20 protein-coding genes are annotated in these 23,523 nt (G+C 50.1%); all 20 read left to right on the top strand.

The genetic code is table 11. The features are described 5' to 3' along the window. The first annotated feature begins 834 nt into the window (after positions 1 to 834). The 20 genes from DCS96_RS00305 (at position 835) to DCS96_RS00400 (ending at position 23,507) form a co-directional block, all read left to right on the top strand. Positions 835 to 2,043 carry an outer membrane beta-barrel protein gene (locus DCS96_RS00305; RefSeq protein WP_116472399.1) on the top strand — a complete coding sequence of 403 codons (1,209 nt, stop codon included), beginning with the start codon at positions 835 to 837 and terminating at the stop codon, positions 2,041 to 2,043. A gap of 71 nt (positions 2,044 to 2,114) precedes the next feature. Beyond that, positions 2,115 to 2,654: a polysaccharide biosynthesis/export family protein gene (locus DCS96_RS00310; protein WP_116472400.1), complete on the top strand. Its 540-nt coding sequence runs from the start codon at positions 2,115 to 2,117 to the stop codon at positions 2,652 to 2,654. Between the two features lie 7 nt (positions 2,655 to 2,661). Next, the gene (locus DCS96_RS00315) at positions 2,662 to 4,866 is read left to right on the top strand and encodes a GumC family protein (RefSeq protein ID WP_198649881.1); all 2,205 of its coding nucleotides are present in this window, start codon (positions 2,662 to 2,664) and stop codon (positions 4,864 to 4,866) included. Positions 4,867 to 4,869: 3 nt separating this feature from the next. Beyond that, entirely contained in the window at positions 4,870 to 5,616 is a 747-nt protein-coding gene (locus DCS96_RS00320) for a tyrosine-protein phosphatase (RefSeq protein ID WP_116474467.1), read from the top strand. Then, on the top strand, positions 5,613 to 6,272 hold the full coding sequence (locus tag DCS96_RS00325) for a hypothetical protein (RefSeq protein ID WP_116472402.1): 660 nt from the start codon (positions 5,613 to 5,615) through the stop codon (positions 6,270 to 6,272). The genes DCS96_RS00320 and DCS96_RS00325 overlap by 4 nt, the downstream gene beginning before the upstream one ends. 371 nt (positions 6,273 to 6,643) lie before the next feature. Beyond that, the gene (gene galU / locus DCS96_RS00330; protein WP_116472403.1) at positions 6,644 to 7,555 is read left to right on the top strand and encodes a UTP--glucose-1-phosphate uridylyltransferase GalU; all 912 of its coding nucleotides are present in this window, start codon (positions 6,644 to 6,646) and stop codon (positions 7,553 to 7,555) included. Positions 7,556 to 7,746: 191 nt separating this feature from the next. Next, entirely contained in the window at positions 7,747 to 9,027 is a 1,281-nt protein-coding gene (gene tviB, locus DCS96_RS00335) for a Vi polysaccharide biosynthesis UDP-N-acetylglucosamine C-6 dehydrogenase TviB (protein ID WP_116472404.1), read from the top strand. Positions 9,028 to 9,078: 51 nt separating this feature from the next. After that, on the top strand, positions 9,079 to 11,058 hold the full coding sequence (locus DCS96_RS00340) for an acyltransferase family protein (RefSeq protein WP_116472405.1): 1,980 nt from the start codon (positions 9,079 to 9,081) through the stop codon (positions 11,056 to 11,058). 8 nt (positions 11,059 to 11,066) lie between these two features. Continuing rightward, positions 11,067 to 12,098 carry an SDR family oxidoreductase gene (locus tag DCS96_RS00345; RefSeq protein ID WP_269801888.1) on the top strand — a complete coding sequence of 344 codons (1,032 nt, stop codon included), beginning with the start codon at positions 11,067 to 11,069 and terminating at the stop codon, positions 12,096 to 12,098. Positions 12,099 to 12,140: 42 nt separating this feature from the next. Further along, a complete protein-coding gene (locus DCS96_RS00350; protein WP_116472406.1) occupies positions 12,141 to 13,442 on the top strand; it encodes a lipopolysaccharide biosynthesis protein in 1,302 nt (433 codons plus the stop codon). A 71-nt stretch (positions 13,443 to 13,513) separates the two neighbouring features. Next, a complete protein-coding gene (locus tag DCS96_RS00355; protein WP_198649882.1) occupies positions 13,514 to 14,629 on the top strand; it encodes a UDP-N-acetylglucosamine 4,6-dehydratase in 1,116 nt (371 codons plus the stop codon). Between the two features lie 7 nt (positions 14,630 to 14,636). Then, entirely contained in the window at positions 14,637 to 15,782 is a 1,146-nt protein-coding gene (locus tag DCS96_RS00360; RefSeq protein ID WP_116474469.1) for a LegC family aminotransferase, read from the top strand. 1 nt (position 15,783) lies between these two features. Continuing rightward, entirely contained in the window at positions 15,784 to 16,938 is a 1,155-nt protein-coding gene (neuC, locus tag DCS96_RS00365; RefSeq protein ID WP_116472408.1) for a UDP-N-acetylglucosamine 2-epimerase, read from the top strand. Further along, positions 16,935 to 18,008, top strand: coding sequence for an N-acetylneuraminate synthase (gene neuB, locus DCS96_RS00370; RefSeq protein WP_116472409.1), 1,074 nt, complete (start codon positions 16,935 to 16,937; stop codon positions 18,006 to 18,008). Before neuC ends, neuB begins: the two co-directional genes overlap by 4 nt. Further along, the gene (locus tag DCS96_RS00375; RefSeq protein WP_116472410.1) at positions 18,001 to 18,639 is read left to right on the top strand and encodes an acetyltransferase; all 639 of its coding nucleotides are present in this window, start codon (positions 18,001 to 18,003) and stop codon (positions 18,637 to 18,639) included. Before neuB ends, DCS96_RS00375 begins: the two co-directional genes overlap by 8 nt. Before the next feature lie 12 nt (positions 18,640 to 18,651). Next, complete coding sequence (locus DCS96_RS00380; protein ID WP_116472411.1) at positions 18,652 to 19,704, top strand: nucleotidyltransferase family protein; 1,053 nt, start codon at positions 18,652 to 18,654, stop codon at positions 19,702 to 19,704. Between the two features lie 7 nt (positions 19,705 to 19,711). Further along, entirely contained in the window at positions 19,712 to 20,407 is a 696-nt protein-coding gene (locus DCS96_RS00385) for an acylneuraminate cytidylyltransferase family protein (protein ID WP_116472412.1), read from the top strand. Positions 20,408 to 20,410: 3 nt separating this feature from the next. Continuing rightward, complete coding sequence (locus DCS96_RS00390) at positions 20,411 to 21,376, top strand: Gfo/Idh/MocA family oxidoreductase (RefSeq protein WP_116472413.1); 966 nt, start codon at positions 20,411 to 20,413, stop codon at positions 21,374 to 21,376. A 19-nt stretch (positions 21,377 to 21,395) separates the two neighbouring features. After that, positions 21,396 to 22,337 (top strand): Gfo/Idh/MocA family oxidoreductase, encoded by a 942-nt coding sequence (locus DCS96_RS00395; RefSeq protein ID WP_116472414.1) that lies wholly within the window; start codon positions 21,396 to 21,398, stop codon positions 22,335 to 22,337. A 234-nt stretch (positions 22,338 to 22,571) separates the two neighbouring features. Further along, a complete protein-coding gene (locus DCS96_RS00400) occupies positions 22,572 to 23,507 on the top strand; it encodes a polysialyltransferase family glycosyltransferase (RefSeq protein WP_157953544.1) in 936 nt (311 codons plus the stop codon). Positions 23,508 to 23,523: the final 16 nt, after the last annotated feature.

The following is a 23,523-nucleotide window of genomic DNA, read 5'->3' on the forward strand; positions in this document are numbered from 1 at the left end:
ACATTCGATTTTGCTGAATTGAGAGATCGGTTCCGATTGTATATCCCTCCATCACTGTGGGCAATCCGCTTTACAAAATTTCATAAAAGTAAAATGAAACCGTCGGATAAAAAACATGTGGGCCCTGGCACAGTGTAATAAATAAAATAGATCGGAATGTGTTGCCGGGAGGGAGATTATCAGCAGATAGAAGAGGGATATCCCGGACGGACCGAAAATAAGTGACCGCAGGCGTCACAAAATCAAAAGTAATGTTAATATTTTGTGCTGTCCCACTGGTCAGCTTTCTACCCCGGATGGCCATATCAATTTATGACAAGCACTTTATTAATGTATGCCTGTTGTGTAAAATCTTGGCCAAATTAGCGTGCGATAACCTGTCAGCAGCTTATAAGTGATTATAACTAACTGATTAATGAATTGTTTTATAAATGGCTCATTTTTTGGCCCTGCCATTGATTTGTCATTTTTATGCGGTAGGCTGGCATGCAAAGTTGCGATAGCAGCTACCGAAGCCGGCAAGCTGAACCCAGCCAACAGGTATTAACGGGGCTAAAAGCGATTTTTTGTTCATAAAATGGCCAACGGCCGGAGTTGAACACAAAATGCACGCTCGGTTAGTGTGGGTATGGGGCAGCGAGTTGGGTTGATGGAATGAGCTGGATGGCTCGCCCGGGGGAGAAGAGCACGGCAAGCCGGGATACTCCCCAGAAAGACAGCTTAATTTAGAAGAAGATAAATTAATAAAAACACGTTCAATTCCCCTTGCAAGCTGTAGTCATAAAGGGATTGCACATTTTTTAGTGGAATTTACAGGTGAAGGAATCCTGATTTATGAGCAAACAACACACACTGTTTACTCTGTCGGCGGTGGCAACCGGCATTATCTTTGCGGGCCAGGCGAGCGCCATCGAACCGCAACCCATAGATCTTGGCGGTGTTGGCCTGGTGCCCACCCTTAAAATCAGCGAAACCTATGATGATAACGTCAAGGAGGCCTCTGGCATTCCGGGCGATGAAGAGCGCTCGTCTTGGGTAACCACGATTGAGCCGAGCCTGACTCTGGCGGCCCGAGAGCGCCTGAACACCTATCAACTTAGCTATAGCCTGAGCAACTCTATCTACCATTCCAGCCATGAAGACGATCACACCGATCACTTTCTGCGAGCTGACAGCCACATGGAATTCAGCGCCCGCAGCCGCCTGGATTTGAATGCAGGTTACAGCAAGCAGCAGGATACCGTCGACAGCACCAATCGTGAGTTTGATGAGATCGGCAACAAGTATCACAGCACCAACGTCGGTGGCCTGTACGGCTTTGGCGCCCAAGCCGCCAAGATGCAGCTGGAACTGGGCGCCAATCACGAATGGCGCAAGTACGACAACAACCGCGACAGCGGCTCGTTGACCCGCGAAAAAGACCGCGACACTCTGAGCCTGGTCACCACCGGATATTATCGCGTGGCCCCCAAGACCCGTCTGCTGGCCGAAGTGCAGTATAGCGACTACGACTACACCACCAGCAATCTAGACAGCGAAGACTATCGTTACCTGGTGGGCGTGACTTGGGACGCTACCGCCAAGACCACAGGCACAGCCAAATTCGGTTACCAGGAAAAAGAATTTGATGACCCGAGCAAAGGCAGCACCAATGGTGGTGCCTGGGATGTGGGTGTTAGCTGGTCTCCAGTTACTTACTCAACCTTCAGTTTGAACACAGGCAGCAACATAGGCGAGGGCAGCTCGACTGAGGACTTTATTGATACCGACACCTATAGCCTGACCTGGTCTCATACCTGGGCACCCCGCTTCAGTTCTGATGTAGGTTACAGTCTGACCAAGAAAGATTACGAGGGCGGTTCCGGCAGCAGCAACGCTGGCCGTAAAGACGAGCTGGACAGCTACAACCTCAGCCTGAACTACAATATGCGTCGCTGGCTGGATCTCGGCCTGGGCTACAGCTACAAAGACAACAGTTCAAACTTTGACGATAGCCGTTTTGATCGTAACCAAGTGTTCTTTAACGTCAATATGAGCCTGTAATTTTCTAAACATGCCGGTGGTTTCGAGAGAGGCCACCGGCAAGCTGTGCTTATTTAAAGGAAAAATCAACGATGAAGGTGATAACCACCCTTTGCATCATGCTGAGCTGGTTGATAGCAGCTGGAGTGGCTCATGCCCAAAATGGTGACTCGCGCTACACCTTGGGCTCTGGTGATCAAATCCGGATCAGCGTGTTTGGCGAGCAAGATCTGAGCTTTGAGCAAATTCAGCTTAATGATGCAGGCACCTTCTCCTACCCCTTTTTAGGCTCGGTCAACGCTAAGGGGAAAACCGCCAAAGAGGTAGAAAACCTGATAGCGGGCGGACTGCGCGGCGATTATTTGATAGACCCAAAGGTATCCGTCAGCATACTTCAGTACCGTGAGTTCTATGTGAACGGTGAAGTCGGCAACCCCGGCGGCTACCCGTTCCAGCCCGGCATGACTTTGCGCAAGGCGGTGGCCCTGGCCGGCGGCTTTAGCGAGCGGGCGTCGCGCAGCGCCTACTATATTATTCGCGACACCGATCCCAGCCGTAAACCGCAAAAAATCACCCTGGACAGCCCGGTGATGCCAGGGGATATCATCACCATTGAACAGAGCTTCTTTTAATATGGATATGAACAAACTTCCCGGCATTGGCAATCAGGAGCAGGGTGAAGAAAGTGCCATCGATCTGGGGCAGCTGTGGCTGGCCGTCTACCGTCGCAAGTGGAGTATTATCGGCCTGACCCTAGTGGTGGCTATGCTCAGCGTGCTGGTGGTGTCTAATATAACCCGTATTTACAAGGCCAGTGCTACTCTGCTGATAGAGAACAAGGCTGCCAATGTAGTGTCTATCGAGCAAATCTACGGTATGGATGGCGCCGGTAACGAATATCTGCAGACCCAGTTCGAGCTGCTCAAGTCCCGGGCCATGGCCGAGCGGGTGGTACGGAAACTCAATCTGGTTACCCACCCGGAATTTGACCCCCGGCAGCAGCCCGCGCCGTTGGTGGACTGGCGCGGCATGATCAAGGGTGTGCTGCCGACTCTGCCCGGTGACCTGGAAGCAAAGGCACCGCCCACCGAAGCTCAGATTTTTGATTCGGTGGTGCGCGCCTTCCGCGGTCGCATCAGTGTATCGCCTCAGGGCAAGACCCAACTGGTGGAAGTGAGTGTGGAGATGGCCGATGCGGCCACCGCCGCTCTGGCCGCCAACGCCCTGGCCGACGGTTATATCGAAAGCCAGCTGGAAGCCAAGCTGGAAATGACCCAGACCGCCACCAGTTGGATGAACGAACGGCTTGTGGGGCTGAAAGACAACCTGGATAATTCAGAGCGTCGACTGCAGGCGTTTCTGGAACAGGAGAACCTGGTCAACCTGGATGGTATTACCACCATCAGTGCCGGTGAACTTAGTGGCATTAGCAGCAAGCTGACCGATGCCCGTCGCGAACGCAACGCCGCCGAAAGTATGTATCGTCAGGTCTCGGCCATCAGCGGCTCTGACTATCGCCGCTTGGCGAGTGTACCGGCGGTCATGTCTGATCCCCTCGTCTCCCAGTTCAAGGCGGCGGAAGCCACCGCCAGTGCCAAGGTACAGGAGCTGAGCCGCCGTTACGGGCCGAAACATCCGGTAATGATCGCGGCCCAGACCGACCTCAACTCTGCTCGGAGCAACCTCAAGGCTCAGGTAGAACAGGTGGTGGGCGGCATCGAAAATAATTACCGGCTGGCCATGGCCAACGAGCAGGGGCTGCAGAGCTCGTTCGAGCAGAACAAGGAGCAGGTACAGAGCATCAGCCGAAACGAATTCCGGCTGCGTGAACTACAGCGTGAGGTGGATACCAACCGTTCCCTGTACGACACCTTTATGACCCGGTTGAAGGAAACCAGCGCCACCCAGGATCTGGAAACCGTCAGTGCTCGGGTAGTGGACAGGGCGGTGACGCCGAACAGCCCGATCAAGCCGAAAAAGAGTATGATAGTCATGATGGCGACCCTGCTGGCATTGATGTCCGGTGTGGGACTGGCAGTACTGCTGGATATGCTCAACAACACCTTCAAGGGCACCTCCGACATAGAAAGCAGGCTGAACCTGCCGGTGCTGGGTATTCTTCCTCTGCTGAAGGACAAAACCGGCAACGTGGCGCGCCACTTCAAACAGGGCAAAGACAAGGCCTTTGCCGAGTCTGTGCGAACCATTCGCACCGGCATGGTGTTGTCGGGCATGGACAACCCCTACAAGGTCACGGTAGTGACTTCGTCGGTGCCCGGAGAGGGCAAGAGTTCGGTTTCCAGCAACCTGGCCGTAGCCCTGGGCCAGATGGAAAAGGTGCTGCTGATCGACGCCGACATGCGCCGCCCGACCGTGGCCAAAAATTACGAGTTTGCGGTGGGTACCCCCGGCCTGGCCAACCTGATTGCCGGCACCGCCCAGCTCAAAGATTGTATTCAGCAGACTGACGGCATAGATATTATGGCCGCGGGCATGGTGCCGCCCAACCCGCTGGAGCTGCTCTCCAGCGAGCGTTTCGGCAAGCTGCTGACGGAGCTGGGCGAGCAATATGAGCGCATTATCATCGACTCGGCCCCGACCCAGGCGGTGAGCGATGCCTTGGTGCTGGCCCAGCACGCCAATGCCGTTATCTATGTGGTTAAGAGCGAGTCTACCGCCATTCCCCATGTACAGGCGGGCATTGGCAAGCTGTTGCAACTGGGCGCACCGGTCAAGGGTGTGGTGCTCAACCAGCTGGATGTGAAAAAGGCCGCCAAATATGGCTACAGCTACGGTGGTTACTACGACTACTACGGCTACAGCAAGACAGCGGCAGAGGCATAAATGATGGCTGCACGGCTTGTTGACATTCATAACCACTTGCTGCCGGGCATAGACGACGGCGCCGCCAGCCTGGCTGACGCGGTGGCCCTGGCCCGGGCAGCGGTGGCGGATGGCATTACCCACTGCGTGTGCACCCCGCACATGCAGCCGGGCAAGTTCGACAATGACCGTGCCTCTATCAGTGCCACCTTCCATCAGCTGAAGGCGGCACTTACAGAGCACGCCGTTCCCCTGCACATCGCCATGGCCGCCGAAGTGCGTTTCGGCCTGGAACTGATGGCGCAGGTGAGCAACAACGAGATCCCCCTGCTGGGCGAGTGGCAGGGCAAGCAGGTGCTGCTGCTGGAATTCCCCCATAACGAGATCCCCTTTGCGGCGGAAAAACTGACCGAATGGCTGCTGAGGCAGGGCATAGTGCCGATGATCGCCCATCCGGAGCGCAACCGAGGCGTGCAGGAAAGCCCGCGTAAGCTGACTCCCTTCATCAACCAGGGCTGCCTGTTCCAGGTGACCGCCGGCTCGGTGACCGGTTACTTTGGCAAGCCCAGCCAGCAGCTGGCGGAGCAACTACTGAAAGAAGGCATAGTGACGGTGCTGGCCAGCGACGCCCACAACCTGCAATACCGCCCACCCATGCTGAAGCAGGGTAGGCTGGCTGCAGAAGCCATTGTCGGGGAGGTGGCCGCCATGCAGTTGACCAGCATCAACCCCTGGACCATGACCAAAACCCTGTTCACGGAGCAGCCGTGAGCCACAAAGAAGCCGTGAGCCAGAAACTCCCCCTGATCGCCCTGCTGCTGGGCGCGGTGACATTAAGCCTGACCGGCGGCTGCCTGCTGCTGGCCGGCACCTACCAGTATCAGACCGACTTGTTCCTGGATGACTGGGCCGCAAAAAATCGCCAGCCCGAACCCCTGGCCTGGATGGTGGCGGAAGAAGCCGCCCGCAAGGCTGCTTCCCTCTATCCGGTTGCCAATGGCGACTATCTGGACCGCCTGGGCCGGGTATATGACTGGCAGCAAATCAACGAACCCATCGCCGGTGAGCAGGCCAAAGGTAGCCGCCAGCAAGCCATCCATGCCTATAGGGCCGCGATTAAAGCCCGCCCAAACTGGCCCTTCAGCCATAACAACCTGGCCACCGCCAAGTTGCGGCAGGGCGAACTGGACGACGAATTCAAGCTGGCCATGGTAAACGGCTTTACCCTGGGCCCCTGGCGACAAAACGCCTACCGGCAAACCGCCTATCTGGGCCTGGTAAGCTGGCACACCTTAAATGCACAGCAACAACATACGGTAACAAAGGCCATTCACAATGGCCTGACACACACAACACAAAGCAAGCGCCAGACAGAACAATTACTAGCGCGCCTGCAGCGCCAGGATCTGCTAACAACCGCTGACTAGCTTCGTGGGAGGCGCGACCTCGCGGCGATATGGCCACCAGGCCATAAAAAATATAAGAAGCCCTGCGGGAAGGCCGACCCAGCAGCGAGATGGCTAACAGGCCATAAAAGTGCAGGCGACCGCTCGGTGTAAATTAACTAATAACCAACAAAAGGGAATATCAGCAGGGAGAGCTGCAGCACCTCTGAATATTTCCCCACAATCTATCAATCCGGCCCTAGGGGAAGCGCCAATAAAACCCTACGGGCGGTAGCTTACCTGTAACTCACATAATTTACTTCTGACCTCGATTCTAACTCGAATTGATTTGGGTTACTCGATTCTGCGTTTTGCGTAGAACCTCAATACTTAAAACACGGAATAAAAACAATATGAAAGCCATCATCCCCGTTGCTGGCCTGGGCACACGTATGCTGCCCGCCACCAAAGCCATTCCCAAAGAAATGTTGCCCATTGTAGATAAGCCACTCATTCAATACGTGGTCAGCGAAGCCATTGCAGCGGGAATAAAAGAAATTATTCTCGTCACTCACTCCAGCAAAAATTCCATTGAAAACCACTTTGATACCAGCTTCGAGCTAGAAGCCACCCTCGAAAAACGGGTCAAGCGCCAGCTGCTGGAAGAAGTGCGCAGCATTTGCCCGAATGACGTTACCATCATGCATGTGCGCCAGGGCGTGGCCAAAGGCCTGGGCCACGCGGTAATGTGTGCTTACCCGCTGGTGGGCGACAGCCCCTGCGTGGTGATATTGCCCGATGTGCTGATAGACGACGCCCAGAGCGACCTGAGCAAAGACAACCTGGCCAAAATGCTGGCCCGCTTTAATGACACCCAGCGCAGCCAGATAATGGTAGAGCCGGTAGCTCAAGTGCTGGTAAACCAATATGGCGTTGCCGACTGCATGGGGCATGCCCTTGCCTGCGGTGAAAGCAAGCTCATGACTGCCATTGTAGAAAAGCCCAAGCAAGAAGAAGCCCCTTCCAACCTGGCTGTGGTTGGTCGCTATGTGCTCAGCAAAAACATCTGGCCGCTGCTGGCCAACACAGCTCCCGGCGCCGGCGACGAAATACAGCTTACCGATGCTATAGCCACACTCATGGAACAAGAGCAGGTAGAGGCCTACAACATAGTGGGCAAAAGCCACGATTGCGGTAGCAAGCTGGGCTATATGCAGGCCAATGTGGAATACGCCCTGCGTCACCCCGAACTTGGCCAGGCCTTCAGCCAATACTTGCAGGAGCAGGCCGGAGCAACTTCAATCGAGCAGGAACAAGCATCCTAATCAGTTTCCCCCCCCATTAGCTAAGCCAAGGCCCGTCATTCCCGCGAAGGCGGGAATCCAGTTTTCTGTAGCCGCCACTTTAGTCGACGGAGCCTGCGCAGCAGGCTATATGTAGGCCCCATTGCAATGGGGCAACGCTGTTCACATTCAAGCAGATCATTTCGAATCCAAGTCACGGAGCAACACCAATCATGCAAACCCTGTCTCAGCAAACCCGCATTGCCGTTATTGGCCTGGGATACGTAGGCCTGCCCCTAGCGGTGGAGTTCGGTAAAAAATACCCCACCATGGGTTTTGATATTAACCAGGCCCGGGTAGCAGAACTGCAGGCAGGGCAGGATCATACGTTGGAAGTAAGCCCCGAAGAACTGGCCGAAGCCGACAAGCTCTTCTATACCGCCTCACTGGGGGAGCTGAGCGCTGCTACTGTTTATGTGGTTACTGTGCCGACCCCCATAGACGAGCACCGTCAGCCGGATCTTATGCCACTGCTCAAGGCTTCCGAGGCGCTGGGCAAGGTGCTGAAAAAAGACGATATCGTTATTTACGAGTCCACCGTTTACCCAGGCGCAACCGAAGAAGACTGCATTCCTGTGCTTGAAAAGGTTTCCGGCCTTAGATTTAACCAGGACTTCTTCGCTGGCTACAGCCCCGAGCGCATCAACCCGGGCGACAAGGAACACAGGGTAACCAACATTCTCAAGGTGACCTCAGGCTCTACCGAAGAAGTAGCCGACTTTGTGGACGCTCTCTACGCCAGCATCATCACCGCCGGCACCCACAAGGCCGAAAGCATCAAGGTGGCCGAAGCCGCCAAGGTGATTGAAAACACCCAGCGGGATCTGAACATAGCGCTGATCAACGAGCTGGCCGTGATCTTCAATAAAATGGGCATCAATACCGAGGCTGTGCTCAAGGCCGCCGGCACCAAGTGGAACTTTTTGCCTTTCCGTCCCGGACTGGTCGGTGGTCACTGTATTGGCGTTGACCCTTACTACCTGACCCACAAGGCTCAGGCCATTGGCTATAACCCCGAGGTGATTCTGGCCGGGCGCCGCATTAACGACAACATGGGCCGCTATGTTGTCTCCCAGTTGGTAAAGGAAATGCTCAAGCGCCGCCTGCACGTAAACGGCGCCAGAGTGCTGGTAATGGGTCTTACCTTTAAGGAAAACTGCCCCGACATTCGCAACACCAAGGTAGTGGACATCATTAAGGAACTGAACGACTACGGCGTAACTACCGAGGTATTTGATCCTTGGGTAAATGTAGCCGAAGCCAAGCTCGAATATGGTTTTACTCCTATCAAGGAACCCAATCGAGGCGACTACGATGCCATTATCTTGGCTGTAGCCCATAATCAGTTCCGAGAAATGGGAATAAAGGGCATTAAGGTATTGGCCAAACCTGAGCATGTTATCTATGATCTTAAATACGTGCTGGCTGCAGACGAAGCTGATATCCGTCTCTAATGTTGTATTTGGAATTGAAAAGCAAGATCTGAGTTTTTCTGTGAGGCAGGCGTGATAGCTAAAAAAATAGAGTATCGTCCTGAAATAGACGGTCTTAGAACTATCGCCGTAATGTTGGTGATCCTCCATCACTTAGAATTGGGTGCTCTTCCCGGTGGTTATGTTGGTGTTGATGTTTTTTTTGTTATATCCGGCTATTTGATAACTTCGATTATTTATTATGAAATTAACTCCAAACGGTTTTCTGTTGTTGAGTTCTATAAGCGTCGAATAACCCGCCTGGGACCAGCATACTTTCTGGTGATTTCGGCAACAAGTATTGCAACATTTATTTATATGTTGCCTGCAGAGATGCTGAACTACGGTGAAAGCGTCATATACTCAACATTTTTCATGGCCAACTTCTATATGTGGAATGAGGTGGGCGGATACTTCGGTGCTCAGTCTGAGGTCGTACCGCTACTACATCTTTGGTCACTGGCGGTTGAGGAGCAGTTCTATATATTTTGGCCAGTAGCCCTGCTGCTTACCCAGCGTTTGTTTGGTGTGCGTGCGGTGTTCATGCTTGTAGCGGTGGGTATACTTTCCGGTATTTTTATATCAGAATGGGGAGTGAATAATTATCGTGCTGCTGCATACTATTTACTACCAACGCGGTTTTTTGAGTTGCTTGTTGGTGCATTTGTGGCTCTGTTGCCATCAATCAATAAAAAAAGTGTAACTACTGAAATTTTTTCTATCGTAGGGGCTTTGTTTATAGTTTACTCTGCGTTCTTTTTTTCTAAAGGTCAATTTTTTCCAGGTGTGTCAGCGCTTGTCCCAACTTTAGGTGCGGCATTAATAATATATTTCTTGAATGATTCGGGTATTCTTGGGCGTATCCTTTCCAATTGTGTCATGGTATATATAGGAAAGATTTCATATCCTGCATATCTTTGGCATTGGCCTATTATTGCGTTTTTGAATTTAAACCTTGTTACGATTGATCTGTATACAGGTTTCTGTGTTCTTGTAGTAACGTTTTTTCTGTCTAGTATCACATACCACTATGTTGAAACACCATTTCGGCGCGCTGTAAGTCATAGTTATAAGAGAGTCTTTGGTGCCGGGTTTGTACTTCCTTCAGTAGCGGCAGCGCTGCTAGTATTTTCTATTTTTGGGAGTGCTGGTTTTCCGGGGCGATTCGATGTGTCGATTAACAAGAAAAGTGAGGCACTACAGAGCTACTCTAATAAAATAAGAGGGCGTTGTAACGAAGGATCTATAGATAATCCTCTTTCTGAAGATTTATGTGTGCTCGGTGAGGCTGGTGGAGAAGTTGACTTTCTTTTGATCGGGGATTCACACGCCAACCATTTTACAGGAATGATTGATGTACTCGCCAAGGGTGCTGGAGTTAGAGGGTATGATATCACGCAAAGTAATACAATATATCTTCCTGATGTAAAAAGGTATTATGATGTGGATGGTGAAAAAGTAGAGCATAGGAACTTTGAGTTAAGAAACAAGGTTTGGTCTGAGATAATTGGAAGTGAGCGGTACAGAGCTGTTGTTTTAGGTGGATCCTTTGCAGCTTATTATAATGAAGGTGAGTTTTTTTTAGATGGTGCTAGTAATTCTACCGACGCTTTCGAATTAGGATTTCGTAAGGCGGTTCAAAGTATTATTAAAGCGGGTTCAAAAGTATTTATCATCAAAGGAACTCCTGTTCTGAGTGGGGTCGATTATGATTGCAGTATTAAAAATGAGCGTTTTGAACTCAATGAATACTGTGACTTAAGTAAGGATGTTCACGACAAGCACTTTAATAAGTGGAGTGCGTTCCTATTGAGAATAAAGGATGAGTTTCCAGAAGTGTCTTTTATCGAGCCAGATAAAGTTATATGTGGTGAGCTGAGCTGTAAAACAGAAATTGATGGTATTCCCCTGTATAGGGATGATAATCACTTGAATCATCTGGGGTCTGAATTTATAGGGAGTGAATATATCAAAAGATACGGTAACCCCTTTTCCATTTTAAAAGAGTCTTGATATTGGTTATGAAAATGAATCGTTATACTTCTGAATGTAAAAAGTTAGAAGCGTACCCAAAGACTTGGCTGATCACCGGTGTAGCCGGCTTTATCGGCTCCAACCTGCTGGAGACTCTGCTCAAGCTGAACCAGGCCGTGGTTGGACTAGATAACTTTGCCACAGGTCATAAGCACAACCTGGATGAAGTGCAGGGCTCCGTCAGTACCGAGCAGTGGACCCGGTTCTGCTTTATTGAGGGCGATATCCGCAACTTGGAACACTGCCAGCAGGTGTGCCAGGGAGTAGATTATGTCCTCCACCAAGCTGCCCTAGGCTCAGTCCCGCGTTCCATCGCCGACCCCATCACCACCAACGCCGCCAACATCACCGGTTTCCTGAATATGCTGGTGGCTGCGCGTGATGCCGGAGTAAAAAGCTTTACCTATGCTGCCAGCAGCTCCACCTATGGCGACCATCCGGCATTACCCAAGGTGGAAGAAAACATCGGTAAACCGCTGTCGCCTTATGCGGTCACCAAATACGTAAACGAGCTTTATGCAGATGTATTTTCCAGAACTTATGGCTTTAACACCATAGGCCTGCGTTATTTCAACGTGTTTGGTAAACGCCAGGATCCCAATGGGGCCTATGCTGCTGTTATCCCAAAATGGACTGCTGCCATGATTAATGGTGAAGATCTTTTCATTAATGGCGATGGTGAAACCAGCCGAGACTTCTGCTTTATTGAAAACACCGTGCAAATGAACATTCTGGCTGCCACCGCCCCGGATGAGGCGAAGAATGAGGTTTATAATGTGGCGCTGGGCGATCGCACCAGCCTTAATACCCTGTTCGATGCCCTGAAAACAGCCCTGGCCGACAACGGCGTTGCCTATACCAAACCACCCATCTACCGGGAGTTTCGTACTGGCGATGTGCGCCATTCCCAAGCCGATATCTGCAAGGCTCAGAGAAAACTGGGTTATGCCCCCATACATCGGATTTATGATGGGATTGGACAGGCGATGCCTTGGTATGTTCAGATGCTTTGTAAATAAATATTATGTGCATTTTTCATTCAATGGTGGTGTGGCCCGAAAATGTCAACCACTTTAAATAAAATACGAAATAGCAGTTTTATCACCGGGGCTGGTGTCTATTTTGTATCCAATATTTTAAATGCAGCGATACCTTTTGCATTACTTCCTATATTAACTCGATACCTAGATCCCAGTGAGTATGGCCAAGTGGCAATGTTCCAGATCTTGTTAGGAGCACTTAGTGCCTTTATTGGTATCAGCTTTGTCGGAGCTGCCAGTCGTAAATACTACGATGCTAATCTTAGCGCTAGTGACTTGAGTAAGTTTGTTGGAGTCTGTCTGCAATTAATTCTCGCGTCATCACTTATTGCTTTGGTGGTTTTGTTTTTACTTCAAGAAAAGCTGTCAAAGTGGGTGTCGCTGGATCCTAAGTACATTATTTGGGCAGTATTTGTATCATTTGGTGGGATTTTAATTCAACTACGACTCGGACAATGGCAGGTTAGAAAGGAAGCTGTTAGCTATGGTGTACTTCAGGTGTCACAAAGTATATTCAATATGCTGCTGTCGTTAATTTTTGTTGTTGCCTTGTTACAGGGTGCTGAGGGACGAATAGATGCACAGATATTGGTAACTATTATCTTCTCACTATTATCATTAGCTCTTTTTAAGAGAGATAGGTTGTTTGTTTTTTTTTGTTGGAGCCCTAAATATCTCAAAGAAGCGATGAAGTTTGGCCTGCCGTTAATACCACATTTAGCTGGTACTTTTCTGCTTACATCAGTAGATCGCTTTGTTATTAATCAGGAGCTTGGCCTTGTAGAAGCTGGTATTTATATGGTGGCAGTACAATTAACTAGTGCCATGGGGATTGTTTTTGATGCTATAAATAAAGCTTATATACCATGGCTCTATGAGCATTTGAAGGGAAATGAAATATTTAAAAAGTGTCAGATAGTAAGGATGACTTACCTTTGGTATTCAGTAATATTGCTAGGTGTAGCTTTTTCATTTTTGATAGGGAACCATCTGGTTATCTGGATTGCTGGTGAAAAATACGCGAGAGCGGGAGAAGTGTTTGGTTGGCTAGCGCTTGGACAAGGGTTGCAAGGAATGTATTTGATGATGACTAATTATATATTCTACTCTAAAAAAACAGGTGTACTTTCATTCGTGTCAATAGGTTCAGGTGTTTTTAATGTTTTGCTTTTGTTGTTTCTTATCCAGGAGTGGGCGCTATCTGGCGCAGCAATTGCGTTTGCTATATCCATGGGGGTTAGGTTCTTGTTGACTTGGTGGGTCGCACAAATACGCCACCCAATGCCTTGGTTCAGTTTTCTTAATGTAAAGGGTTGTACATGAATTCAATTATCTCATTAATTGGCCGGGATAAAGAACTTTTTTCTGCTGATATCAACTCCCATGAAAGCGAGTTGTCTGATGCTGTTGGCTCGTCTCGCTTCCTAGTTCTCGGCGGTGCAGGTTCCATCGGCCAAGCGGTAACCAAAGAAATATTCAAGCGCAACCCGGCCAAACTGCATGTAGTAGACATCAGCGAGAACAACCTGGCCGAGCTGGTACGTGACATTCGCAGTAGCTTTGGATATATCAATGGTGACTTTCGCACCTTTGCACTGGATATTGGCTCGGTCGAGTACGATGCTTTCTTCAAGGCGGACGGCGAATATGACTATATTCTGAACCTGTCTGCGCTCAAGCATGTACGTAGCGAAAAAGATCCCTACACCCTGATGCGCATGATCGATGTCAACGTGTTCAATACCGACAAGACATTGCAGCAGGCCATCGATGCCGGGGTAAAAAAATACTTCTGCGTCTCTACCGACAAGGCGGCCAACCCGGTCAACATGATGGGCGCTTCCAAACGTATTATGGAAATGTTCCTGATGCGCCGCAGTCTGGAGATTGATATTTCCACCGCGCGTTTTGCCAATGTTGCCTTTTCCGACGGCTCCCTGCTGCACAGCTTCAACCAGCGACTGGAAAAACGCCAGCCTATCGTGGCACCGAATGATGTGCGCCGCTACTTTGTGACGCCGCAAGAGTCGGGCGAGCTGTGCCTGATGTCATGTATCTTTGGTGAAAACCGGGATATTTTCTTTCCCAAGCTCAGCGAAGCATTGCACCTGATCACCTTTGCCGATATCGCCATCAAATACCTGCAGCAAAAGGGACTGGAGCCGGTGTTGTGCAACAGTGAGGAAGAAGCCCGCGAACTGGCCAAAACCCTGCCGGACCAGGGCAAATGGCCCTGCCTGTTTACCGGCAGTGACACCACGGGCGAGAAGGATTTCGAGGAGTTCTTTACCGACCAGGAAACCCTGGACATGGAGCGCTTTGTCAACCTAGGGATCATCAAAAACGACCCTGCCTTTGATGCCGAACGTTTGGGTACCTTTGAGCGCCGTATCAGCGAGATGAAGGGCAACCTGGCCTGGAACAAGCAGGAGCTGGTGGAACTGTTTTTTGAGATGATCCCCGATTTCGGCCACAAGGAAACCGGCAAATATCTCGATGGTAAAATGTGAGGCCGGAATGCATCAGCAACTAATCGACTTTATTCGGGATACTTACGCCACCAGCGACTTTATCCCGCTGCATGCCCCGACCTTTGCCGGCAATGAAAAAGCCTATCTGGCCGACACCATCGACAGCACTTTTGTTTCCAGCGTGGGCAAATTTGTCGATGAGTTTGAAGCGAAAGTGCGTGAGTTCACTCATTCGGGCCGGGCGGTGGCCACCGTCAATGGTACCGCCGCGCTGCATGCCGCCCTTCACCTGGCCGGGGTACGAGCGGGTGATCTGGTGATCACCCAGGCCCTGACCTTTGTCGCCACCTGCAATGCCCTGCATCATATGGGCGCCAGGCCAGTGTTTGTTGATATTGAGCCCGGTGCCTTTGGACTCTGTCCGGTGGCCACGGCAACCTGGCTGCAGGCGCATGCGAAGCTGGATAATGATGGCGTTTGTCGCCACCAAAACAGCGGTGCCGTCATCAAGGCAGTCATGCCCATGCATACCTTTGGTCACCCGGCCAGGCTGGATGAGCTGATGGCGGTCTGTCAGCAGTGGAACCTGTGCCTGATCGAGGATGCCGCCGAAAGTCTGGGCTCTTTCTACAAGGGCCGGCACACCGGTACACTGGGCCGGTTTGGAGCGCTCAGTTTTAACGGTAACAAGGTGATCACCACCGGTGGTGGTGGCATGTTGTTGTGCCGAGAGGCGGAAGACGGTACTCGCGCCAAGCATGTTACCACCACGGCCAAAGTACCACATCCTTATGAATTTCATCACGACGAGCCCGGCTTCAACTACCGCATGCCCAACCTGAATGCGGCACTGGGCTGTGCCCAGATGGAGCGGCTTGAACACATTCTGGCGAGCAAGCGGCAGCTGGCTGCGCGCTATGCCGACTTTTTTCAGGGCACGGACTACCGTTTTGTCAAAGAGCCGGCCTACGCCCGCTCCAACTATTGGCTGAATGCGGTGCTGTGCCCAAATGTGGCGAGCCGCAACGCCTTGCTGGAAATCACCAATGCACAAGGGGTGATGACCCGTCCGGTATGGCAGCTGATGCACCGGCTGCCGATGTTTGCCGATGCACTGCGTGGAGACTTGACTCACTCCGAATGGGCCGAGGCTCACTTGGTGAACCTGCCCAGCTCACCAACGGGAGTCTGACATGCGAAACATTGCGGTATTTACCGGTACCCGGGCCGAATATGGCTTGCTGTATTGGTTGCTGAAGGATATTCAGCAGGACTCAGAGCTGACATTACAGTTGCTGGTGGCCGGCATGCATTTCTCGCCAGAGTTCGGCATGACCTATCAACAAATAGAAGCAGACGGCTTTCGTATCGACGAAAAAGTCGAAATGCTGCTGTCTTCCGATTCGGCGGTCGGCACGGCAAAAAGCATTGGTCTGGGCGTGATTGGCTTTGCAGATGCGCTGAGCCGCATGGCACCCGATGCGTTGGTGATCCTCGGCGACCGGTTTGAGGCACTGGCGGCGGCCCAGGCGGCGATGATCCTGCGTATTCCCGTTGCCCATATTCATGGGGGTGAAATCACCGAAGGTGCCTATGATGATGCCATCCGTCATGCCATTACCAAGCTGAGCCTGCTGCATTTCACTTCTACCGCCGAGCATCGGCAGCGGGTGATCCAGCTGGGAGAGCACCCCGATCGAGTGTACAACGTCGGTGCCATCGGGCTTGATCACTTGCAGCGCAGCAGCAGGATGTCCGTGGCCGAGCTGTCAACGTCATTAGACTTTGCGCTTGAGCGTCCTTATTTACTGGTGACCTATCATCCGGTGACGCTGGCATCTGAGCCTGCCAAGGCTTCATTTGAGCAGTTGCTACAGGCCCTGGATTATTTTCCTGAGCATCAGGTGATTCTGACCTATCCCAATGCCGATGACGGTGGCCGTGACATTATTCCGCTGCTGGAAGCCTATGCCAGTCGGCAAGCCGGCCGGGTAATGGCGATCCCCTCTCTGGGGCAGCAGCGTTATCTGAGTGCGGTCAAGCATGCCGCCGCCGTGGTGGGGAATTCATCCAGTGGCCTGATTGAAGTGCCTTCATTTGGCGTGCCAACGGTCAACATTGGCGCCCGCCAGCGCGGTCGGCTGGCAGCAAACAGCGTGCTGCATTGCGACGCCATCACCCCTGCCATTGTTGACGCGCTGCAGGTGGCGCTGGCAGCCGATTTTGGTCAGGTACGGAACCCGTACGGTCAGGGCAATACCAGTCAGTCTATTGTCAATACACTCAAGACGGCGGAGTTGTCCGTGATTAAAACTTTCTACGATATCCACAAGGAAAGCCAAGCATGATCAAGATTATCGCGGAAGCGGGCGTTAACCATAACGGCAGTGCCGAGCTGGCTTTTAAACTGGTGGACGCGGCCCATGCCGCCGGTGCCGATATTGTCAAATTTCAGACCTTCAAGGCCGGCAATCTGGTGACCCGGGCCGCGCAACAGGCGGAATATCAGACTCGCAACACCGGCGTGGCCGAATCGCAATACGCCATGCTCAGCCGGCTGGAGCTGGATTTCGACACCCATAAAGCACTGATCGCTCGTTGTCATGAGTTGGGCATTGAGTTCCTGTCCACGGCGTTTGACTCCGAAAGCCTGCTCTTTCTGGTTAAAGAGCTGGGTCTGACCACCCTGAAAATTCCGTCTGGTGAGCTGACCAATGCGCCCTTTGTGCTGGAGCATGCCCGCAGCGGCTGTGATCTGATTGTCTCAACCGGCATGGCCAGTCTGGCCGAGGTGGAGTCCGCGTTGGGCGTTATCTCCTTTGGTCTGACGGCGGATGAAGGCACTGCACCCAGTGAGCTTGCCTTTGCCGAAGCCTATGCCAGTGAGGCTGGCCGAGCGGCACTGAAGCGCAAGGTAACGCTGCTGCACTGCACCACCGAATACCCGGCACCCATGAATGAAATCAACCTGCGGGCCATGCACACCATGGCCACCGCCTTTGGGTTGACGCCGGGCTACTCCGATCATAGTGCGGGGATCACCATTCCGGTGGCAGCAGCTGCACTGGGCGCCCAGCTGATTGAAAAGCACTTCACACTCGACAAAAACATGGAAGGGCCGGATCACAAAGCCTCTCTTGAGCCCGATGAACTGGCCGCCATGGTGCATGCGGTACGCGATGTGGAGCTGGCCCTTGGCAATGGCATCAAGGGGCCGCAACCTTCTGAAGTCAAGAACAAGGCAGTGGCACGCAAGAGCCTGGTGGCCGCGGCACCCATCCGCGCCGGTGAGCTGTTTACAGAGCACAACCTGACTGTAAAACGCCCCGGTGATGGTCTTTCTCCCTATGGCTACTGGACCTGGCTGGGGAAACCGGCGGGGCGCGATTATCAGGAAGGAGATCTGATCCGTGACTAAGTCGCTGGTGATCCTGGGGGCGGGGGGGCATGCGGCCGTGCTTGCCGAGATCCTGAAGAAACAGGGGCGCTCGTTGCTGGGGGTAGTGTCCCCTCATCCGCTGGCGCCCCGTGGCCCTCTGGCTGATGTGCCTCATATCGACGGTGATGAGCGCTTGCTGGCCCAGTTCGGCCCGGAGCAGGTAGAGCTGGTGAACGGTGTGGGGGCCCTGCCAGGCAAAGACCTGAACTGGACGCTGTTTCAGCAGTTTACCGGCCTGGGTTACCGTTTTGCTTCGGTGATTTCACCGTACGCCATCCTATCCGAGTATGTCACCCTGGGGCAGGGGGTTCAGATTATGGCCGGTGTCATTGTCCAGGCAGGGGTGCAGATCGGTGACAACACCCTGCTTAACACCGGCTGCATTGTCGAACACGACTGTCGCCTGGGTGCCCACAATCATCTGGCCCCAAGGGCAACTCTGAGTGGCGGTGTCACCACGGGCTACAGCGTTCATATCGGCACCGGTGCCAATATTATTCAGGGACTGACCATTGGTGAGCGAGCGGTGATTGGTGCCGGGACCACCATAGCCAGAGACGTGCCGGCTCATCAGACCCTGATCCCTGCCCGCAGCCGTATTCTCAATTAAGGATTTTCATCTATGACAGAATGGAACAGCGTCGTCCTGGCAACAGGAGCGACCATTCGAGACGCCATGCGTATCATCGACCGGGCTGCCCTGCGCATAGCCCTGGTCTGTGACGAGCAACAGCGTTTGCAAGGTACGGTGACGGACGGGGACATTCGCCGTGGCCTGCTGGTGGACTGCAATATGGATGACCCGGTCGCCCGGGTCATGAATTCCCAGCCTAAAACCGCCAGGATAACCGACTCACGCACGCAGTGCCTGAAAATCATGGATAAATATGATCTGCTGGCCTTACCGGTAGTGAACGAACTAGGAGAGCTGTTGGGGCTGGAAACCCTGCACCATGCCCTGCAACCCACAAAACGTGACAATCCAGTGTTCATCATGGCCGGTGGTTTTGGCACCCGACTACGCCCGTTGACCGATCACTGCCCCAAACCCATGCTGCGGGTGGGAGAAAAACCCATGCTGGCACACCTGATCGACCGTTTTATCCAATTGGGCTTTCACCAGTTTTATATCTCCACCCACTATATGCCGGAGCAGATCCGCGACTACTTTGGCGATGGCAGTCGGCTTGGCGTGAGCATCCGCTATGTTCATGAAGACATTCCACTGGGCACCGGCGGTGCCTTGGGGTTGTTGCCCGGGGATATACCCCAGCTGCCACTGATTATGATGAATGGCGATGTGCTGACCAAGGTCGATTTTACCCACTTGCTTGCTCACCATGAACAGCAAGGGTTCGATGCCACCATGTGTGTGCGCGAGCTGGAACATCAGGTTCCTTTTGGTGTGATTGAGAGCAATGACTCCCTGATCACCGGGATGGTGGAAAAGCCGACTTATCGTTACCGCATCAATACGGGTATTTACGTGCTCAGCCCTGCATGTGTTGCTTCGGTCCAATCCGGCACAAAAATTGATATGCCAACACTATTGGAACAACGGATGGCTGAACAACAAAAGGTCGGCATCTACACCAGCCATGATTACTGGTTGGACATTGGCAGAAAGTCTGATTATGAGCAAGCACAAGCAGATATCAAAAGCTTTACTAATTGAGTGAAATATGAAAATTCTCGCTATAATTCCTGCTCGGGCTGGCAGCAAGCGACTTCCTAATAAGAATGTTAAGCCTTTACTGGGAAAACCTTTGATTGAATGGAGTATAGATGCTGCACTCGGTTGCCAGGATATTACGAAGGTAATGGTCAGTACCGATAGTGAGCAAATTGGCTCCATTGCTCGAAGTGCTGGAGCAGAAGTACCTTTTGTTCGTCCTCCTGAACTATCTACAGATACCAGCAGCAGCGGTGATGTAATTAAACACGCAATAGATTTTTATCATCAAAAAGACGAAGTTTTTGACCTTGTTATGTTGTTGCAACCAACGTCACCACTACGTACTCAACAACATATACAAGAAGCAATTCAACTATTTTACGAAAAGTCAGCGGACGCTGTTATTTCAGTTTGTCCTGTAGAGCACTCGCCGTTATGGTCAAACACAATTGCAGATGACTTGTCGATGGATGGCTTTTTGAGAAAGGAGCTCAAAAACAGTCGCAGCCAAGACCTACCACAATATTATCGCTTGAATGGTGCGATATACTTGGCGAAAATAGACCGTTTCATGGCTGAAACTGGCTTTTTTCTGTCAAAAAACATTTACGCTTATGAGATGCAAACAAAAGTGTCGGTTGATATCGATGAAGAGGTCGACTTTCTACTAGCTGAAACCATTTTGAAAAATAAGGGATTTTAACTAATGCATAACATTATGCTTATTGGTGCGGGTCAGCTCGGCAGTCGACACTTGCAGGGGATGCTGTTAAGTCACCATGAATTAAATATAGTAGTCGTTGATCCATTTTCGGACTCCTTGGTGGTTGCTGAAGAAAGAGCAAGTCAGGTAAGTCCCGCACACCCGCAAACCCGGATTAGCTATGTTACAGCTATCCCAAACCTTAATGTTGATATCTGCATTATTGCCACCGCTGCTCATATCCGGGCACAAGTAACTGAAGAGTTGCTCACCAAATGTCAGGTCAGGCATATTATCTTTGAAAAAGTGCTTTTTCAGAAGGAACCTGAATACCAGGCTGTAGTTAACTTGCTTGATAATAATGATACTCAAGGCTGGGTTAATTGCCCGAGGCGTCTATATCCAACATACCGTCAGATTAAGTCCATGTTGGCGTCCAGTGATGCCGCGTTACAAATGAAAGTAAGTGGCAGTAGCTGGGGGATGGCATGTAATAGTATTCATTTTATTGATCTATTTTCATATCTAGTAGAGGTGCCCGAGTATAATATATGCCTGAGTAATCTGGATGAAAAAATTTTAAGTAGTAAGCGTGCCGGATTTTATGAAGTGACGGGTGAGCTTAAAATGCTTGCGGGGGAACATGAGCTGATTATAAAGTGTGGCCAAGATGATTCGGTTGCGATTAAAGTAGAAATTAAATCAGGTAACCAAAGCTTCATTATTGATGAAACGGCTGGCGTTTGGTTTGTTTCCTTAAGTGAAGGGGAACATGAAGAGAAAGAGCATATGCCAACCTATCAAAGCCAGCTAACTGGTCAAAATATAGATGAACTTCTTGAGCATAATAAGTCATCGCTTACCACTTTTCATGATTCTGTCAGAATACATATTCCTTTCATCAGGAGCTTACAGGCTCACATGTCAAACTCGATGGGGATTGTGCTTAACTCCTGTCCAATCACTTAATTTATAGAGGTTAAAGATCATGATCTGGCTTATTGGCTGTGGACAGATGTCCATCGATTACTCTCGTGTCCTTGAGGCCCAAAACCAGAGTTATCTGGTTATCGGGCGTGGAAAAGAGTCAGCAGAAAATTTTGAACTGGCTACAGGTAAATCTGTTGTTACAGGTGGCCTTGAAAGCTTTTTAATGAAGAAGCCTGAATTACCCATCGCTGTCATAGTTAGCGTGGGTGTCGAACAACTGTATAGTTCAACGGTGCAGCTACTAGAGTATGGTGTAAAATCGATACTGGTTGAAAAGCCCGGCGCGCTAATAAAAACACAACTCGAACATGTTCAAGAGCTGTGTCGTTCAAGTAATGCTGATGTCTTCATTGCCTATAATCGACGTTTCTTTGCTTCTACAGAAACAGCTCGTGAAATGATTGCTAGAGATGGTGGTGCAACTTCATTCAATTTTGAATTTACTGAGTGGAGTCATGTAATTGAAAAGCTGGATAAACCCAAAGAGGTGCTGGAAAATTGGTTTTTAGCCAATTCAACACATGTAACTGACTTGGCATTTTTTCTTGGTGGGGCACCAAAAGAAGTAGCTTCATTTACAAGTGGAAGCTTGCCTTGGCACCAGGCTGCATCATCCTTTGCTGGAGCAGGTATAAGCGAGACCGGTGCATTATTTAACTATGCGGCTAACTGGGAATCAGCGGGACGCTGGTCGGTAGAGGTGCTTACAAAAGAAAACCGCTATGTCCTCCGTCCTATGGAATCGCTTCAGGTTCAAAAAAGAGGGACTATTCCACAGGAAGGAGTAGAAATTGACGATAAACTTGATCGTGATTTTAAGCCAGGCCTTTATAAACAAGTGCAATCATTTTTGAAAGGCGATTATTGTTATCTTTGTGATATTCACGAGCAGAGCATGATGTTTGATGTATATGAAAAAATAGCAGGGCATTCACATTAGTTGTCGTATTTTATTTTAGAATGCTGACATAAATTTAGATGGTTGATACGTCATCTATAAATAATTAAAAAAACAAGAAAGAATAGAGAGCCTACTATTTACCTCATCACTCTAAAGGTTAAACTTATAGAGTGATGGCGAGAGGTTGGTTTTTCATTTGATGTGAAGAACAAAAGTATATTTTACCTAGTTGCTTCATAATGTATGTTAAATGGAACTATATTGTGTTTAATCATGAGTTATAAATATTTTTTCTATTCATCATCAGTAAAGCCATTGTTAATTTACTGTATGTGTTATCCAAGTAGACTGGGTGAAACATTTTTTTTTCTAGAGGAAACTATTCATCATCAAATTTCATCACAACTTGATTCGCATATTTTAAAAACAGCTCCATATGATAATAAAATTAAATTTGTTTTATATATGCTTTTCGTTAGATTAAAAATTTTTTGCTTGGTTAAGTTTATGTCCGGTCGGGGAGAAACAACATTTTTCGGTACTGACAACCAATTGTTTTCACCTTTTTTTTATAGAAAAGGTAAGTTCATCTTGATAGAAGAAGGTGAAGGGAATCATATAGAAGGCTTTAACATTAACTTTGAGCCTTCGGGTCTCTTTAGAAAAATAAAGGATTTTATTATCTATGGGGGGTTAAGAAAAGCATACGGCCGATCCCCATATATTGATGAGATAATTTTGACGAAAAAAAGTAGTGCATCCTTAAGCTACACAAAAGGAAAAAGGGTATCGTACATTAACTTGAAAGAGTTGTTTAAGTCAGAAACGGTATCAAAAACAGTAGGCGAGATATTTTCATTTGGAAAACTAAAGAGTGAATTAGAACAGTGTGATGGAATGTTGACTGTAATATTCTCTCAGCCTCTACACCTTGATGGGATTATGTCTATTAAGGAGGAAAACTTTTTTTATCAAAAGGCTGTTCGCTTGTCACCACATGATAATATCATTGTAAAACCTCATCCTCGACAAAAAAAACTTCCTGAAACCCTAAAGAAATATAAGTCAATTGAGGGGGTTGCCCCAGCGGAGTTGCTACTGCTACTAGAGTCAAGGATAAGTTGTGTTATTACATATAACTCTGCCGCTGTAGATATTTTCAGACACAATAGTAATGTTAAAATCATTACAGCAGATGAAGTAAATTAAATCGAGTGAAGGGGTG

Origin of the sequence: Zobellella maritima (assembly GCF_003075035.1) — a bacterium.
GTDB classification, from domain to species: Bacteria; Pseudomonadota; Gammaproteobacteria; order Enterobacterales; family Aeromonadaceae; genus Oceanimonas; species Oceanimonas maritima.